General features: G+C 46.4%; 14 protein-coding genes and 2 pseudogenes. 12 read left to right on the top strand and 4 right to left on the bottom strand.

Annotated features, from left to right (window positions below; translation table 11 throughout):
* A pseudogene (locus GY683_RS02970) lies at nt 1-417 on the bottom strand (DUF45 domain-containing protein); the annotation flags it as partial.
* A 90-nt stretch (nt 418-507) separates the two neighbouring features.
* Entirely contained in the window at nt 508-1,167 is a 660-nt protein-coding gene (locus tag GY683_RS02975) for an OmpA family protein (RefSeq protein WP_297287331.1), read from the bottom strand.
* Nucleotides 1,168-1,648: 481 nt separating this feature from the next.
* Between GY683_RS02975 and GY683_RS02980 the strand changes: the two genes are divergently transcribed.
* From GY683_RS02980 to minE, 5 genes are all read left to right on the top strand, one after another.
* Nucleotides 1,649-2,611: an acyltransferase gene (locus GY683_RS02980; RefSeq protein ID WP_297287332.1), complete on the top strand. Its 963-nt coding sequence runs from the start codon at nt 1,649-1,651 to the stop codon at nt 2,609-2,611.
* A 48-nt stretch (nt 2,612-2,659) separates the two neighbouring features.
* Nucleotides 2,660-3,766 (top strand): hypothetical protein, encoded by a 1,107-nt coding sequence (locus GY683_RS02985; protein ID WP_297287333.1) that lies wholly within the window; start codon nt 2,660-2,662, stop codon nt 3,764-3,766.
* A 127-nt stretch (nt 3,767-3,893) separates the two neighbouring features.
* Complete coding sequence (gene minC, locus GY683_RS02990) at nt 3,894-4,646, top strand: septum site-determining protein MinC (RefSeq protein WP_297287334.1); 753 nt, start codon at nt 3,894-3,896, stop codon at nt 4,644-4,646.
* Between the two features lie 205 nt (nt 4,647-4,851).
* Nucleotides 4,852-5,667, top strand: coding sequence for a septum site-determining protein MinD (minD, locus tag GY683_RS02995; protein ID WP_297287335.1), 816 nt, complete (start codon nt 4,852-4,854; stop codon nt 5,665-5,667).
* Between the two features lies 1 nt (nt 5,668).
* Nucleotides 5,669-5,944, top strand: a complete 276-nt coding sequence (minE, locus tag GY683_RS03000; protein ID WP_297287336.1) for a cell division topological specificity factor MinE — start codon at nt 5,669-5,671, stop codon at nt 5,942-5,944.
* A gap of 138 nt (nt 5,945-6,082) precedes the next feature.
* Here the strand turns inward: minE and GY683_RS03005 are convergent, their stop codons facing one another.
* Entirely contained in the window at nt 6,083-6,619 is a 537-nt protein-coding gene (locus tag GY683_RS03005) for a cytochrome b/b6 domain-containing protein (protein ID WP_297287337.1), read from the bottom strand.
* 169 nt (nt 6,620-6,788) lie between these two features.
* Between GY683_RS03005 and GY683_RS03010 the strand changes: the two genes are divergently transcribed.
* From GY683_RS03010 to GY683_RS03020, 3 genes are all read left to right on the top strand, one after another.
* Nucleotides 6,789-7,856 carry an HlyD family efflux transporter periplasmic adaptor subunit gene (locus GY683_RS03010; RefSeq protein WP_297287338.1) on the top strand — a complete coding sequence of 356 codons (1,068 nt, stop codon included), beginning with the start codon at nt 6,789-6,791 and terminating at the stop codon, nt 7,854-7,856.
* Between the two features lie 200 nt (nt 7,857-8,056).
* Nucleotides 8,057-8,779: a response regulator transcription factor gene (locus GY683_RS03015; protein WP_297287339.1), complete on the top strand. Its 723-nt coding sequence runs from the start codon at nt 8,057-8,059 to the stop codon at nt 8,777-8,779.
* A gap of 58 nt (nt 8,780-8,837) precedes the next feature.
* Nucleotides 8,838-10,382, top strand: coding sequence for an ATP-binding protein (locus tag GY683_RS03020; RefSeq protein ID WP_297287340.1), 1,545 nt, complete (start codon nt 8,838-8,840; stop codon nt 10,380-10,382).
* A 64-nt stretch (nt 10,383-10,446) separates the two neighbouring features.
* On the opposite strand, the gene GY683_RS03025 is transcribed toward GY683_RS03020, so the two are convergent.
* Nucleotides 10,447-12,621, bottom strand: a complete 2,175-nt coding sequence (locus tag GY683_RS03025; RefSeq protein ID WP_297287355.1) for a carboxy terminal-processing peptidase — start codon at nt 12,619-12,621, stop codon at nt 10,447-10,449.
* A 169-nt stretch (nt 12,622-12,790) separates the two neighbouring features.
* On the opposite strand from GY683_RS03025, the pseudogene nagZ reads away from it, so the two are divergent.
* From nagZ to GY683_RS03045, 4 genes and pseudogenes are all read left to right on the top strand, one after another.
* Nucleotides 12,791-13,813, top strand: a pseudogene (gene nagZ / locus GY683_RS03030) (beta-N-acetylhexosaminidase); the annotation flags it as partial.
* A gap of 63 nt (nt 13,814-13,876) precedes the next feature.
* Complete coding sequence (locus tag GY683_RS03035) at nt 13,877-14,854, top strand: manganese-dependent inorganic pyrophosphatase (protein WP_297287356.1); 978 nt, start codon at nt 13,877-13,879, stop codon at nt 14,852-14,854.
* A gap of 11 nt (nt 14,855-14,865) precedes the next feature.
* Nucleotides 14,866-15,516 (top strand): leucine efflux protein LeuE, encoded by a 651-nt coding sequence (leuE, locus tag GY683_RS03040; protein WP_297287341.1) that lies wholly within the window; start codon nt 14,866-14,868, stop codon nt 15,514-15,516.
* A 150-nt stretch (nt 15,517-15,666) separates the two neighbouring features.
* Nucleotides 15,667-16,005: a hypothetical protein gene (locus tag GY683_RS03045; RefSeq protein ID WP_297287342.1), complete on the top strand. Its 339-nt coding sequence runs from the start codon at nt 15,667-15,669 to the stop codon at nt 16,003-16,005.
* Nucleotides 16,006-16,081: the final 76 nt, after the last annotated feature.

Raw genomic sequence — 16,081 nt, forward strand, 5'->3', positions numbered from 1 at the left:
CACTTCACTGGCGACCCTACCAACGATGGGTTGCCATTTGGCGATCAAATCGGGTAACCGAGAAGATAACGCCTGCCGATAAATTCGTAAAATCTGACTTTCATCAGCGGGCAAATCCAAACTCTCACCCCATAATCTTCGCTCATAAGCATGGTGAAAATGCGCTTTTTGTTGTAGTTTATGATGCGTCTGAAACGCCCAAGACAACCGCGCTCGAACCGCCTCTATGACAGCACGCTCAGATGCCCATCTTGGCACGCTGACATGACATTCGCCCGCTTTCATGCGAAAGTTAATGTTCTTTACTGATTTTTTGGTGATGCTTAGAACGATTCCTTGTTCAGCAAAGTCTTGATGTAGTCTTAATAACTGCTCTGATCGCATGAGCGTATTTACTCTTTGGGATAAATAAATCATTATAGCAGTCTTATTATTAGCACAAAATAAATCAACACAAAAAAACAGGCTGGATAATCCAACCTGTTTTTGAATGATCAACGCTAAGAATTAACGAAGTTCTTGTGGTGCGTTGATGGTTAGCTCTACGCGGCGGTTTTGAGAACGACCTGACTCGTTCGCGTTGCTCGCGATAGGCTGAGTTTGACCATAGCCTACTGTTCTGATACGGTGTGCTGGTACACCACGAGATACCAGGTAGTTAGATACTGCTGCCGCACGACGTTGTGAAAGCGCTTGGTTATAAGATGCGGTACCCGTGCTGTCAGTGTGACCTGCCACAACGATGGTGGTTTGATCATACTGGATCATTGTTTGAGCCAATTGGTTTAGGCTGTTGTAGAATGATGAGCTGATGGTTGCGTCATCATGAGCGAATGTGATGTTGCCTGGCATTACTAGGTTGATGTTACCTTGTGAGTCTTGACGTACTTCAACGCCAGTACCTGCCATTTGTTGTTCGATTTGCTTAGCTTGGCGACCCATGTACGCACCAACGCCCGCACCCAATACTGCGCCGATCGCTGCGTCACGACCAGTCTTCTCGCCACCAGTCGCTTTAGAGATAGCGGCGCCACCTAGTGCGCCTGCCAATGCGCCGATGCCGGCTTTTTTGGTTTGATCGTTAACAACTGGACCGCCAGTAGTCGCACAGCCTGTGATAACCATGCTAGATGCCAATGCTGTTACAGCAAGTAGTTTCATTTTCATGTTAGACTCCTTAAGTCTTTTTATAAAATTTTTGAAATTATCTCAAGCAGATTAGAGAGCTAATTCGCTTGCCTTGATTGCATTATGAATGAAAAAACTTGCTTGTCTGTTGTAAGTGTGTATCTCATCAGTGTACTTTTGATTATCTTTCTTGAAAAATCACCATAATTTTGAGATATTTTTGTCAGATTTCCCCAAAAAATCAGCCAAAATCACAGACTTCTTCACCAAAATGACCAATCCACCTTTCAAATTTTGGTCGTTTGGAAACAAATGCTGAGTAATATTGTATCAAAATTTTTCAAAAATTAGATTTCAACGGATTTTTTCGGACAAATTTACCGTTTTTTTATCAAAATTTGATAAAATGCGTTTAAATTTTTGAATTTCGCAGAATTTTTCATATTTTGTTACACAATTTGTAACACCTGCGCAATTTATAACCTTTTATTGATTAAAAATAAGATTTTTAGGATCAGTCATGAGCGCAAATTCTCGTAAGACCCTGCCTTTTTTTCAAAAATTACACGAAACCAACCCAAAACTCGCCCAAAAATTATCCTTTGCGATTGGCACGGGCAGCATCGCAGCCAATAGCTTGGCCTTGTCAGCGCCACTTTATACGGCCGGTCTTGCTAAGATGTTCGGCAAATCAAAACGTGCTGACAAGGCAGTCATCGGCATGGCAGATTATTGGATTCGCTCAAATAATTTCATGATCGACAAGGTATTGCCTGCCAAAGACTGGCGCATCAGCCTGCCCGATGACCTAAACCCAAATGGCAAATACCTACTCATGTGCAACCATCAGTCATGGGTAGACACGAGCATCATTCAGTACGCCAGCGAAGGTCGTCTGCCGATCACGCGTTTTTTTGCCAAGCATGAGCTGATATACATTCCTGTGGTGGGTCAGACGTTTTATTTTCTGGACTTTCCAATGATGAAACGCCACTCAAAAGAGCAAATCGCCAAAAACCCAGAACTCGCCAGACGCGACCTAGACGAAGCGCGACGCGCGTGCGGACTGCTCGCTGATAAGCCTTTTGTTCTGCTCAACTACCTAGAAGGCACGCGCTTCACCAAAGCCAAACACACCGCCCAAAAATCACCCTATAAGCACCTACTAAAACCAAAAGCGGGCGGTTTTGCGCTTGCCATCAGCAGTCTTGGCGAGCAGATAGATGGCATCCTAGACATGACGCTCGTCTACCCTGACGGCGCGCCTGAATATAGCGATCTTTGGCAAGGTAAACTTACTCGCCTGGGCGTCGATATTCGCCACATCAAGATGGAAGATGACCTATTCAACGCCCTAAAAAATGGTGAATACGACAGCAATGATGACGTAAAAGCCAAGCTGTTCTCATGGCTGGATGAGACTTGGAAAGCCAAAGATGCTCGTATCAATGAGATGTTGGCTGAATTTGACTCAACAACATAATAGCAGCGCTATAATAACAGCCCAATACTTTTAATTTGTGATAATTCTATGCGACAAACACCCGACCTGGACGACCTAAGCATACCACAATCTCACGAAGTGCCTAATGACGTCGTGCCTTTATTTGGCAGTGATTCAGACGATCATCAGCCAAGCAAACTTAAAATCGGCTACGACATCTTGATGCTTGGTCTGCTCGTGGTGGACTTGACACTAATCTTTATAGATAACATTCTGATGAGTGCGCTCGTCGAGAAGCTCGCAGAATGGATGAACTTTAGCGCACCTTTGCAGGTGTACCAAAACCAGTATCACGAAACGCTTGCGGCAGTTGGTGGCATGTTCACACTGCTGTGGGTGACAGAGCTTACGGTGCGCTGGGTGCTTGCCATCGTAGACCATACTTATCATCGATGGTTTTTCTTTCCTTTTGTGCATTGGTATGAAGTATTGGCGTGTTTCCCTGCCCTGCGTGCGCTTAGACTGCTCCGCGCTGGTATCATCATCAAGCGCCTGCACGAAGTGGGTATTAAGGTCATTCCAGAGCGTTGGATCAATTCAGCCAAATTCTACTATGGCGTGATTCTAGAAGAGCTGTCCGATCGAGTGATTCTAACCGCCACCGACAACATCCGCGAACAAATCAAACGCTCAAAAACTCACGACAAACTCATCCAAGACACCATCAACAAAAACCGTGCTGCCTTTGAAAATGCCGTACTTGAGCTTCTGCGCGCAGAGCTTAGCCCTAAGTTAAGCTTAGCTTTTAATAACCAGGTTGGTGAACAGCTCTCATCTGACATCGGAGCTGCGGTTGAGCGCGCGCTCATTGACACCCCAGAACTCAAAAAATACCTAAAACTCATCCCGATCGCGGGCAATCTCATCGAGAATCAGATCACCACCATCGGCAAGAACATCGGGGAGAATGTCACCACTTCGGTGAATTCACACCTGTTCGACGATAGGACGCTGGACGCGCTCATGGTGCAGATTGCCAAAGGTGTGGCAAGCATCGACACCGATCGCCCAGCACTTCAAAAACTCGTTGCCAATGTGGTCGAAGATGCGCTGAGTGCTTTTGAGCAACAAGTCAAAGCTCAGCAATGGAAACACAGTGCACAAATCAAAGCAGCGGTATCAGAACACCAATAATTTAAAGCTGGCAACGATAGATATTGTTGGAAATTCAAGCAATTAAAGAAAAGCGGTGTTCTTTCGACGCCAAAAAAATGCTACAATCTTAGCGTTTTATTTTATTTCATTAAGACGGTTTATTATCATGAGTAAAGCCATTCAGTTATTCGGCAAGATGCTGACCTTCAGCCGAATCAAAATCACCACAGATAATCTAGGCGACATTCAGGCTGAATTGACCAATGCATTGTCAGGCAATTCAGCAACCGCGAACATCCCCGTCGTAATCGACAGTGATGTCAATCTAGACCTAGAAGCACTGGTGGACAACTTGTGGCAGCTTGGTGTGCAGCCGATTGGCGTGGTCGATGGGGTGCTCAACACCCAAGCCAAACAGCTTCGCCTTGCCATCCTCCCTCCTGATGGCAAGCGACTCGAACGCATTCAACCCAAAGAAGATCGCCCTGTCAAACCTGCAGTGATTAATAAGCCTGACAATAGCACTAACAATAATGCCAACACGGCCGTCAGCACACCGGTACAAGCACCCACCTATCAGCCTCAGCCAAGCAGCACCTACGCACAGATGGTACGCTCAGGTCAGAGCATTCATCACTTCGGTGGCGACCTCACCATCATCGGCGGGGTGAATCAAGGCGCTGAAGCCATCACTGACAGCAACCTGCACATCTATGGTCGCGGGTTGGGTCGATTGGTGGCGGGTGCGACAGGCGATAAAGACGCTCGCATCTTCTGCCAAAAATTCAATCCAACATTGGTGTCTGTCGCAGGCACCTACTGCCTCTCAGAAGGCATCCCAAGCGAGATGATCGATGAGGCGGTACAAGTCAGTTATGACGAAAAAGAAGGCTTGGTATTTACCAAAATTGATACCTAATTGTCATTTTTATTTAAAAAGACAAAAACCTGTTTATTTTTTATCAATTTACTGGCGAATTTGCCTATAATTTTTCGCAAAATTATTCATAAATTGGTAAAATATGTTATGCTTATTAGATAATTTTTTGATAAATTTGCATTTGTTTTATTTATTAGCATAACTTAATAGATAAAATGATTATATTTAACTAAGGAGTGCCATTGTGGCAAAAATCATCGTAGTAACTTCAGGTAAAGGCGGTGTTGGCAAGACCACCACGAGCGCATCTTTTGGTGCAGGCCTGGCCAAGCGTGGCTATAAGACTGTCATCATCGACTTTGATGTGGGCTTGCGTAATCTTGACCTGATCATGGGCTGTGAGAACCGCATCGTATATGACTTTGTTGACGTTATTAGCGGTAACGCCAAGCTAACCCAAGCATTGGTTAAAGACAAGCAACTAGAGAATCTGTACATTCTACCTGCTTCACAGACTCGTGACAAAGACGCACTGACTGACGAAGGTGTTGCCACTGTTATGAAAGAGTTGGCAGAAGACTTAGCATTTGACTTCATCATCTGTGACAGTCCAGCAGGTATTGAGCGTGGCGCACAGCTTGCCATGTATCATGCGGACGAAGCCCTAATCGTCACCAACCCAGAAGTATCTAGTGTGCGTGACTCTGACCGCATCATCGGCATCCTACAGTCTCGCACCAAGAGAGTTGAGGAAGGTGGCAGCGTACGCGAACACCTGGTGATCACTCGCTACAACCCAGAGCGCGCCGCTCAAGGCGAGATGATGGACATCGACACCATCGCGAACGAGATTCTACGCGTGCCTTTGATTGGTGTGATCCCAGAGAGTAACGCTGTGCTAGAAGCATCTAACCACGGTCAGCCTGTGATTCACTACCCTGAATCAGCGGCAGGTCAGTGCTATGATGACATCGTTGCACGTTTCTTGGGTGAAGAGCGCCCACTGCGCCACCTAGACGTGAAGAAAAAAGGCTTCTTTGCAAAACTGTTCGGAGGCTAATATGAAAAAAGGATTCTGGGCATCCCTATTTGGGGGTAATGACACACCTAGCAGCGCAGACATCGCCAAAGACCGCCTAAAGGTCATCGTGGCAAGTTCTGACCGTCTGAACACTCGCTTAACAGCCGACCGCATTGAGCAGATGAAGCGTGAAATCTTAGAAGTGGTCAATAAATACGTCAATGGCGTACAGCTTGACAATGTCAACATCAATCATCACCACGAAGATGATATTGACATGCTTGAGATGAGCATCAGCCTGCCTGATCGCAAGTAACAGCAGGCAAGTGGCGTCAGACAAGTAACAACTGCCACGCCCAAAAACTCAAAACGCATCAAGAGAAAAACACCCAAATCATTTTGGGTGTTTTTCGTATGCGCTATTAACAACTGGTCATTGAACTGGTTATTGGCATCAGCGCATTCTTGCGATCAGATTGTCCTTCACCACAAATTGATGATAAAGCGCCGCACCGATATGTGCAACGATCAGTAGCCACATCGCCGTCCAGATAAATTCAGTATGCCAAAGGTTCATGAGTTTTGACATATCACGATCCACGCCAACGATCATAGGCAGCTCAAATAACCCAAATACACTCACGCCACGGCCGCCATACATTGACATCAGCGCGCCTGTGATTGGCATGGCAAGCATCACCACATATAACGCCAAATGCACCAAATGCGCAGCCAATGTCTGAAGTGCAGGTGCTGGTACGGGCGCTGGTGCTTTGGTCACAAAGCGAGTAATGATACGAAGAATCGTCCAAATTAAGAAGCTGGCCCCGATGGATTTGTGCACGCCAATAAAATCATCGCCTTGATTGATGGTGATGAACGCCGCCAAGATCAGCAATACCCCCACCCAATGAAAGATACGCACGGCAAGCGCATATTTTTGGACAGGTTGCACAGAACTGGCGTTGGGCTTGTGATGTGCAGAACTCATAAAATCTCCCACGTTAAATTAAAATACCTTTATAGTCTAACGGATTATCCAAAAAAATCCATGAGTTTTTTGTTTACTATTTCACCAATCATCGCCTATCTGCAAAAAATCTCATTTTTTATAAAAAACATGCTAAGATAATCCTAAATTCTATGTCTTACCAATCATCATGCGTGCTGTTTATTGTTTACCTTATTTTTTTGCATTACTCGTCGGCTGCCAAGATGTGGGCAGCGCGGATGTGGCAGAGCATCTGGACAATAAAATTGACAACCGTGATGAATCTGCCGCCACGAAGCGCGACCAACTACTGCAAGATGACATCGCCGAACACCCCGTACATTTCGACGGTGACGAGGTTATTCTAGATAGCATACATCTATCTTCAGTCAAGATGTCACGCTATCAGCCCAGTTTTAGCTTACAAGGCATCATCGCGCCCATCCAAAGAATCAATCTCGTTCAGCCCATTGACATCACGGTGGCTAATGTTCTTGTCAAATCAGGCGATGCTGTCAAAAAAGGCGACACCCTGGCCCATCTTCAACCGCTATCAATAGACGCAGCCAATGAAGATGAAGAGCGAAACAGTCCATCAGAAGATGAGCAAATCATCATGCTGACCGCGCCTTTTGGTGGGGCGGTAGACAATTTACATCTAAATACTGGCATGACCATCAAAGCCAACACACCCCTACTGACCCTCGTTGATGAATCAAAATATCAGTTCATCAGTCGTCTGCCCGCCTATCTAAAACCACATCTAAAAATCGGAAAGACCGTCGACATCAGCGTTGATGATGCGCCATTTAGCGGACAAATCGCTCGCGTGACCGAAAGCCCAGAATCATTTAGCACGATTGATGTCAGTGTTGAAATCTCACCAAAAAAAGACAGTGCCAACAGACTCACCTCAGGGCAATTCGCCAAAGGCATCGTGGAATACGGTCAGATCAGTGTTGGCGCACTCGTGCCTGAATTCGCCATCGTTGATGACGACTTATCAACACTTGACCTAATCAAGCTCCACACCCCGCCGCACAAGCCTCAAGCGCCCATCGCCGCGAACGTCTGGGTGGTCAAGCAAGATGCCAGCCTTACGCTGTCGCGCGTGCACATCATCGAATACCTGCCAGAATCACGCAGATTCTTGGTATCAGGCATCACCGAAGACAGCTTAATTGTCTTGGCTGAACTGCCAATGAAAGCCGATGGCAAACGCGTGGTCGTCGATTGATACACGATAATGCGAATTGTTACTGACAATTTTCAAAAGCCGCTTAGTTTTACGCGATTCTTGGGAACTTTGCGCAAATTTCCATAAAAAGGTGTTATTTGCTACAAATTAACACTTGTCAAGCCAAGCAAACATTGGCAAGATATGCATACTAGATTTTAATTTCATTTTTGAAATAGCTTACTCAACTAGGATAATCCATGAATAAACAAATTTTACTTATCGAAGACGACCCAGATTTGGCAGAGCTAATCAGCGACTATCTGTCAATGAACTACTATGAAGTACATCATGCCGCCACAGGTCAAGGCGGACTTGACCTGCTAGATGCCAAAGAACGCAACATCAGCTTAATCGTGCTTGATTTGATGCTGCCTGACATGGATGGCATGCAAGTCTGCCAAAAAGTTCGTGGTTCAAAGAACCCACACATCAATAAAGTTCCCATCGTCATGCTGACCGCTAAGGGCGATACCACCGATCGTGTTTTGGGTCTTGAGATGGGTGCTGATGATTATATTTCTAAGCCGTTTGAGCCGCGTGAGTTGCTTGCACGTATCCGTGCGGTACTTCGTCGCCACGAGACGCCAAACCAAGCCGACCTACATTCTGGCAGTCTAACATTCGGTCGCCTAACGGTGTTCCCTGACAGCCACGAAGTGACCATCGATGACAAGATCGTACGTCTGACCACGCACCAATTCCAGCTACTGCATTACTTTGCAACCCATGCTGGCAAGGTGCTAAATCGTGAACAACTGTGGCAAGCCATGCCAAACGATGACAGCTCAGAAAACATAGATCGCGCCATTGACGTACACATCTCACGCCTACGCGCACTCATCGAAGACAACCCGCGTCAGCCTAAACGCATCATCACCGTGCGCGGTGTGGGTTACCAGTTCGCGACCGACCAAGTATAGGTCTGTCTGATAAAAGACCATCGCCATGATGGTCTTTTTTATGTGATTTTTAAAGTTTATGAAGCAATTTCAATTCGCCCCAAACTCTGTTTTCGCCCGCTTATTTCTTAGCGTTTTTTTGGCGATTGTGGCTTTTGCCATTGCCATGATTGTTCTGTCTCAGCTTGTGCATAACAACTCCGACAGCGTACGATCGCGTGCCATCGCTGAGCAGATCGTCACACAGATTGATCCTTTAGTGACCCAAGCTGAAGCCCTAACCAAAGAAAACGAACTACTAAAAGCGCGGTTCATCTTAGCCGTGGTCAAAAAAAGCTTTGACATCTTTGACGAAAGCCTAAATGCCAAAATCGGTCTGTACAGCCCCACAGGGGAGCTCATCCTGCAGACCGAGAACAGCGACTTACCACCAAAGCTTGTCGGCGAACGCCCGTGGATTGATAATGTTGTCCCTGGTGTATTCTCCCCTGCGCATCACCACATCACCATAAAGAACAGTGCAGGCTATAAGGTGTGGTATGAAAGCCGTATTCCGCCAAAAGAACGCCCCTTCTCACGCTTGCTAAACCTATTCACAGGCACACTCCTATTGATCATCATGATGGCAGCGGTGCTATGGTGGATTGCACGCAACATCACAAAGCGCATCAATCAGATGAGCCAAGAGATGGATAAGTTGGGTAATGGTGATTTTAGTGTGCGCGTAAATGAAGATGGTAATGATGAAATCGCAGCCTTGGCACGCGGTTTCAACCAATCCGCCAAAAAAATCGAGCAACTCATCAACGCCAATAACCTTCTGCTTGCTCATGCATCGCATGAATTTCGCACGCCCATCACGCGCATTCGATTGCAGATTGAGATGATGGACATGCTTGCCCATAAGCTAAATGATAATGATAAGGCAAAGTTTGACAAACGCGCCGCAGCCATCAATCGCGATCTGACAGGGCTGAATGACCTGGTTGAGAGCATTCTTTTGGTGTCGCGTCTTGATGCTGGTCACGCCCTGCAAGCTGCCGAGCAGGTTGATCTGTATGATTTGGTGCGCACAGAGTGCCAGCATTACCCCGAGGTGACTCTGACCGCCGAAGCCATAACCATCATCGCACAGCCCAAGCTACTCACCCATCTGGTGAGAAACCTTCTAAATAACGCCATGATTCACGGTGTGCCGCCCATTGAAGTCTATCTGTATGAAGCAGCAGATTTATCAAGCGCGCAGAACATTCCGGACAATCTTACGCAGATCATCCCTGAGATTATTAGCGAAGCAGTCAAGCCCGTCAAGAAACCTTTGCTACGTTTCTCTCGCCAAAAAGACGCGCCACCAAAAGAAGCGGACTTTGCGGTGCTTGCCTTTGTCGATCAGGGCAGTGGCATTCCAGAAGATAAACGCAAAGACATCTTTAGCCCCTTTGTACGCCTAAAACAGGAGAAAAAAGGCTCAGGTCTTGGCTTGTCTCTAGTCTCCCAAATCGTAGAAGCCCATGGTGGACACATCAGCACAGACACATGGCAAGGCAAGACCCGCTTCTTGGTTGTGCTACCCATCAAAGGCAAGGACGCCACAAAAGAGGCTCAAAACACAACCAAGTCATAAATCACATTTATTAAAATAAAAAGCCATCATCACGATGGCTTTTTATTTACTTCATTGCTTTGTGTTATTTCTTAGCATCGAACATTAAGCGTGCCGCCTCGAAGATATAGGCCTCTTCTTCAGGCAGTTTTGGACGCTCATGCTCTTTCATTGCACCACGCTCTTCAGCCAAGGCATCGACGCTTGCCTGATAAGTAGCCCAGTCAGTATAAGGCGCCTCACCCGTCGCCTGACGACGCGCATTCTCAGCCCTTAGTGTCAAAGCTTCAATTTCTTTGGCTTTGGCTCGGCGCTTATCAATGTTCACATCGACAGGTTTTTTGTCGTCATCTAGCGCGCGAATGGCATTAAGCTCGCTTAGGTATTTAAACTGCACGTCTTGATCTTGGCGCGCCTTAGATTCTTTAGTTAGACGCTCAATTAACGCTTGACTGTATTTACCCTCGGGAGTGTATTGGGTGGTTGCGATGGTGTCCCACTCTAGTGGGTTCTTGTATTCACGTTCGCCAAATTCAATGCCCTCATAGATATTCACCAACGGAATGTCTGGCACGACACCTTTATTCTGAGTACTGCCCCCATTAATACGGTAGAATTTACGCTGGGTAATCGCTGCCGTACCAAGCGCCAGATCGTCACGCTGCGCCTGAGCTGAGCCCTTACCCGTGGTGGTGCTACCCACCACCAGACCGCGCCCATAGTCTTGGATCGCCGCGGAGAAAATCTCTGATGCTGATGCTGAACCTAGATTAATCAGCACAGACATATCGCCTGCGTATAGCTGACGACCGCCATCTTTATCGGCGTAGATTTGGACGTTGCCGCGGTTATCTCGAATCTGCACCAGCGGACCTTCTTTGATGAATAAGCCCATCATCTTGGCAACTTCATCCAGTGAGCCGCCGGGGTTGTTGCGCAGATCGACCACGAGTCCATCGATGTTCTCTTGATTTAAGGCTTTTAGGGCTTTTTCGGTATCGATGCTGACCGAACGATAATTATCAGCACTCAAACCACTGCGTCGCGCCTGAAAATTAAGATAAAAACTTGGAATCTCTAGCACGCCAACGCGCTTAATACCGCCCTCATAAGGCATCTCAACGATGCGATGGTGCACGCCTGATTCATCTTGCTTGATGACGTCACGCACGATGGTTACGTTACGCGCTGAGCTGTCAGACGTATTAGGCTGCTTGACTTTGATGGTGACGGTTGTGCCTTTTGCGCCGCGGATGAGCGCCACGATCTCGCGCGTGCTAAATCCGATGGTATCCACCATCTCTTCACCGTCTTGAGCCACGCCTAGGATCAGATCATTGGCACGAATCTGCCCTGTTTTTTGGGCGGGTCCACCATCAACCAAGCTGATGATACGCGTATAATCAGGGTTCTTGCGATCAGGGCGAATAGATACGCCAATACCCTCTAGCTGTAGGTTTGACTGAATCTGCATCTCGTTCGCCTGCACAGGTGCATAGTAGTTACTGTGCGGATCGTATGCCATCATCGCCGCATTTAGCACGCCTTCCATAATTTCATCGTCTTTTAGGCGTGCCAACTGCTGCTGCTGGCGATTGATACGATTTAATAAAATCTCGTTCGGCGTACGATTCTCACCCTTCACCAAATCCTGACCGCGAGACAGTTCAGGATTATCAATAAATGCCTTGTCTTTGGCTTTATCATCTTCTTGGTTTAGGGTGATGTTAATCAATGCATAAGTGGTTTGATTTTGCCAATAGCGCAGCTGCTCTTCTTTACTGGCAAAACGTGGCGCCTCTTCACGATCTAGAATGATGGATTCATTCGTACTAAGATCGACATCTTTTGCCAGCATCTCTTTGGCGGTATCATAATATTCGTTGGCACGCGTACGATAACGCTCAAAAATCTCAATGCCCGCTGTCAGATCGCCACGCTTTAGACGCTCAGCATAGGTGTCGCCGTATTTTGCCATGAATTCATCCACGTCTGACTGTAGCAACAGAGTGCGTGATGCATCCAAATTATCAAAGTAAGCTTCAAGGATTTTTTTGCCCATTTCTCGGTCTAGCGGCTGATCCAGATAATGCGCACGATCGAGCAGTAACGACACCTGGCGGGCGGTGACTTTTTGTTCGACATTCGGCTCAAAGCCTTGTTTGTCCGAGGCTGTCGCCACAGTGCTGATGCTCTGAGCAAGCAAAACACCCACCACAGCGGTCGCCACACCCGACAATAAAAATTGCTGTTTCATAATATATTCCAATGTTATTATTAATCAGTAAAATTAAGAAAAATTCGCATTATCTTACCATACTCAACCTTGCTTGTGTGATGGTTTTTGTGAGTAAATTTCTACCGATTGATACATTTGCCCAAATTCATCGTATAATAAGCAAATTTATTTCACTACATTAAGGTAAGTTATGGCAACTGGCATCATCATGGCGGACGTGGATGGTCTGACCTTAACCGACGACGATAAGAACTTCTTGGCAAATGACGCATTGGGCGGGGTGATTTTATTTAAACGTAACGTGGCAGACCCTACCCAAGTGCGCGCCTTAACCGACAGCATGAGAGCCATCAATCCCAATCTTATCATCAGTGCCGACCAAGAAGGCGGTCGAGTGGCGCGCTTTCGCGATGGTTTTACACCCCTGCCTGCGATGGGACGACTGGGGGAGATATATGATGATAATCAAGAGCTTGCCTTATCGCTCGCCTATGATACAGGCTACTTGATGGCATGCGAAGTGCTCGCGGTGGGCGTCGATATCAGCTTTGCGCCTGTGATGGACATCGATAGATGTAGTTTGGTCATTGGTGATCGCGCCTTTCATGCCGATCCAGAGGTCGTCACCGCACTATCGGCGCGCTTTATCGATGGCATGAATGATGCAGGCATGAAGGCCACCGGCAAGCATTTTCCCGGTCACGGCTCCATCACCCCTGATTCGCACGTCTCAGATGCGGTAGATGAGCGCACCCTCGATGAAATATGGGCCTGCGACCTCATTACCTTCAAAAACAACTTATCAAAACTCGATGCGCTCATGCCTGCACATGTGATATTTAGCCAAATCGATGACAAACCAGCAGGCTTCTCAAAAGTCTGGCTACAAGACATCCTAAGACAGCAGTTAGGCTATGATGGCGTGCTATTCTCAGACGACCTATCAATGAAAGCTGCTCATGTTGCAGGCGATGTCACCGCTCGCGTCAAGTCCGCCATCGAAGCAGGCTGTGACATGGCGCTGGTCTGCAATAACCGCGATGACGCCATGCGCGCGGTAGAATTTGCCAAGACCATGCCTGAGGTGGTAAACCGATTTGGTAAGATGAAAAGCACCATCCCAACATGGCAAGGCGATCTGATCAGCACCTGTCAAGCGTTCGAGCATTACAAAACCGCCAAAGATAATGTCATGAAGGCGTTCTTTGGCGAGGTGATCACTGCCAAAAATGTTAAAGATCCCACCAATTACAGTACGAATTCACAAGGGTTCATCATGCATCATATTTTTGGTCATACTTCTCCTGACACCGATGCGTTCGCCTCCGCGTTCGCGTTCGCTCATTGGCTAAACGCTCAGAACATCGCCGCCACGCCCTATCGACTTGGCGCGCCAAACCTTGAGACGAAGTTCGTACTGGATTATCTTTGGCAGCATTATTCTGACGAATTGGACGGTTTGACACCTGAGATTTTGCCTTACTTAGATCCCAATCAACCGCTAAACACATTAAGCCCGGGCGACTTGGTTGGCTTGACCGACCATAATGAGCCCGCTCAATCGATTACGAATTTGGCAGACTTTGATGTCAGATACATCATCGATCATCACAAGCTTGGCATATCAACACCCATACCCGCCTACGTTCGCATCTATCCTGTGGGCTGCACCTGCACGATCCTGTATGAGATGTTCATTCAAAATTCCATTACCATCACGCCCTTGCTGGCGACATTCATGCTGTCTGCGATTCTATCAGACACCCTAAACTTAAACAGCCCCACCACCACCGATGATGATCGCATGGTGGTCACAAAGCTACTTGCTATCGCCAACATGAGCGAATCGCAAAAGGATGATTTCGCCCAAGCCATGTTCTTAGCAAAGAGTGATGTCAGCCACTTGTCTGCCCGCGACATCCTGCTCATGGATTATAAAGAATATCAATTCGGTACGAGCAAATGGGGCATCGCAGGAATCGAGACCATGAATCTGCCTCAGATCATCGGACGAATGGATGATCTCATCACGACCGCCCAAATCCTAAAACAAGAAAAGCAACTTGACCATCTGATGATCGCCATCGTGGACATCGCACAGCGCACAGGCTATGCCATCGCCTATGATAATGCTCAAAACACCATCTTATCCAAGGCATTTGGTGCTACCGCCCAAGACGGTCTGTTTAGCCTAACAGGCATCGTCAGCCGCAAAAAACAAATCGTTCCTGCTCTCGAAGCATACTTCAACTAAACGGAAAATCCATGTTCGGCATCACAGACCTGACCGCTTATCTCATCGGCGTGATTATCATCATTACCTTGCCTGGCCCCAACAGCCTATACTGCCTATCGGTGGCAGCATCTCGTGGCAAAAGAGCCGGCGGACAGGCCATGGCAGGAATCTTAGTGGGTGATACGATACTGATACTGGCGACCGTGTTCGGAGCGGGAACACTACTAAAGCTCAATCCCAGCGTGTTTGATGTCATCAAGCTTATTGGCGGCTGTTATTTGGCATACCTTGGGATACGCCTGATCATCGGGGCTTATCACACATTTAAGAACAGGCATCTAATCGCCAATCAAAGATTTAATCCACCAAAAGTAGCAAATCAAAACTACTTCTGCCGCTCACTATCGCTAAGCCTGACCAACCCTAAGGCGATTTTATTTTTTTTGTCGTTTTTTGTGCAATTTGTCAGCCCGACTTATGATAAGCCTTTTTTGACGTTTTTTATGCTGGCGGTGATTTTGCAAATTGTCAGCTTTTTGTATTTGTTACTTTTGGTATTTAGCGGCAAAAAACTTGCCGATGTCTTTGGCTCTCGCCCACTCATCATGACGCTCGCCATGTTTAGCGTGGGGTGTTTGTTTATTGGTTTTGGGGTGAATTTGTGGTTGGCAAGGTTGTGATTTGGGTTTTTGACAAACCCAATAAAACCATGATTTTGCTAGGTAGAGTATGTATTACGCACCAATGTGCTTTTTTATTTAAAAGGTGCGTGGTACGCACCCTACGGAACTGATTAATAATGGATTATCAAATAAAAAGGGTAAAATAAAATGAGTAATATTTATCAACCACCTCAAAAAGTCGATTTTAATGAGTTAAAAAAATACATAGAAACAAATAAGACTAAAGAAGCAATTGAAGGTATCATTGCTGCATCTTTATCTTGCAAAGATAGAGATGGATTGCATTATTTTATTGGAGATGTTTTAAAAAACTGTCAAAATAATTTTATAAAAAATGCCTGTATAAAAGCATGTGGTCATATGGTAAGAATAGATGGTTATATAAATGATGATATAATTTCCTATATAAACAATCTAAATAATGATGTTTTGTATAGTGGTGCAATATCTGACTTTCAGGATGATGTTGAAATTTATCTAAAGTAGCGATATGAGTCCTAAGCCAGTTTGTACTACCCAACCACACTGACACCGTTTATAATATCGAAGTAGATGACTTTCA

It is taken from the genome of Moraxella sp., from assembly GCF_024227015.1.
Lineage (GTDB): Bacteria > Pseudomonadota > Gammaproteobacteria > Pseudomonadales > Moraxellaceae > Moraxella.

Excerpts from the sequence above, each read along its gene's own strand:
- GY683_RS02975 (WP_297287331.1), bottom strand. The coding sequence starts at position 1,167 with ATGAAAATGAAACTACTTGCTGTAACAGCATTGGCATCTAGCATGGTT.
- GY683_RS02980 (WP_297287332.1), top strand. The coding sequence starts at position 1,649 with ATGAGCGCAAATTCTCGTAAGACCCTGCCTTTTTTTCAAAAATTACAC.
- GY683_RS02985 (WP_297287333.1), top strand. The coding sequence starts at position 2,660 with ATGCGACAAACACCCGACCTGGACGACCTAAGCATACCACAATCTCAC.
- minC (WP_297287334.1), top strand. The coding sequence starts at position 3,894 with ATGAGTAAAGCCATTCAGTTATTCGGCAAGATGCTGACCTTCAGCCGA.
- minE (WP_297287336.1), top strand. The coding sequence starts at position 5,669 with ATGAAAAAAGGATTCTGGGCATCCCTATTTGGGGGTAATGACACACCT.
- GY683_RS03005 (WP_297287337.1), bottom strand. The coding sequence starts at position 6,619 with ATGAGTTCTGCACATCACAAGCCCAACGCCAGTTCTGTGCAACCTGTC.
- GY683_RS03010 (WP_297287338.1), top strand. The coding sequence starts at position 6,789 with ATGCGTGCTGTTTATTGTTTACCTTATTTTTTTGCATTACTCGTCGGC.
- GY683_RS03015 (WP_297287339.1), top strand. The coding sequence starts at position 8,057 with ATGAATAAACAAATTTTACTTATCGAAGACGACCCAGATTTGGCAGAG.
- GY683_RS03020 (WP_297287340.1), top strand. The coding sequence starts at position 8,838 with ATGAAGCAATTTCAATTCGCCCCAAACTCTGTTTTCGCCCGCTTATTT.
- GY683_RS03035 (WP_297287356.1), top strand. The coding sequence starts at position 13,877 with ATGCATCATATTTTTGGTCATACTTCTCCTGACACCGATGCGTTCGCC.
- leuE (WP_297287341.1), top strand. The coding sequence starts at position 14,866 with ATGTTCGGCATCACAGACCTGACCGCTTATCTCATCGGCGTGATTATC.
- GY683_RS03045 (WP_297287342.1), top strand. The coding sequence starts at position 15,667 with ATGAGTAATATTTATCAACCACCTCAAAAAGTCGATTTTAATGAGTTA.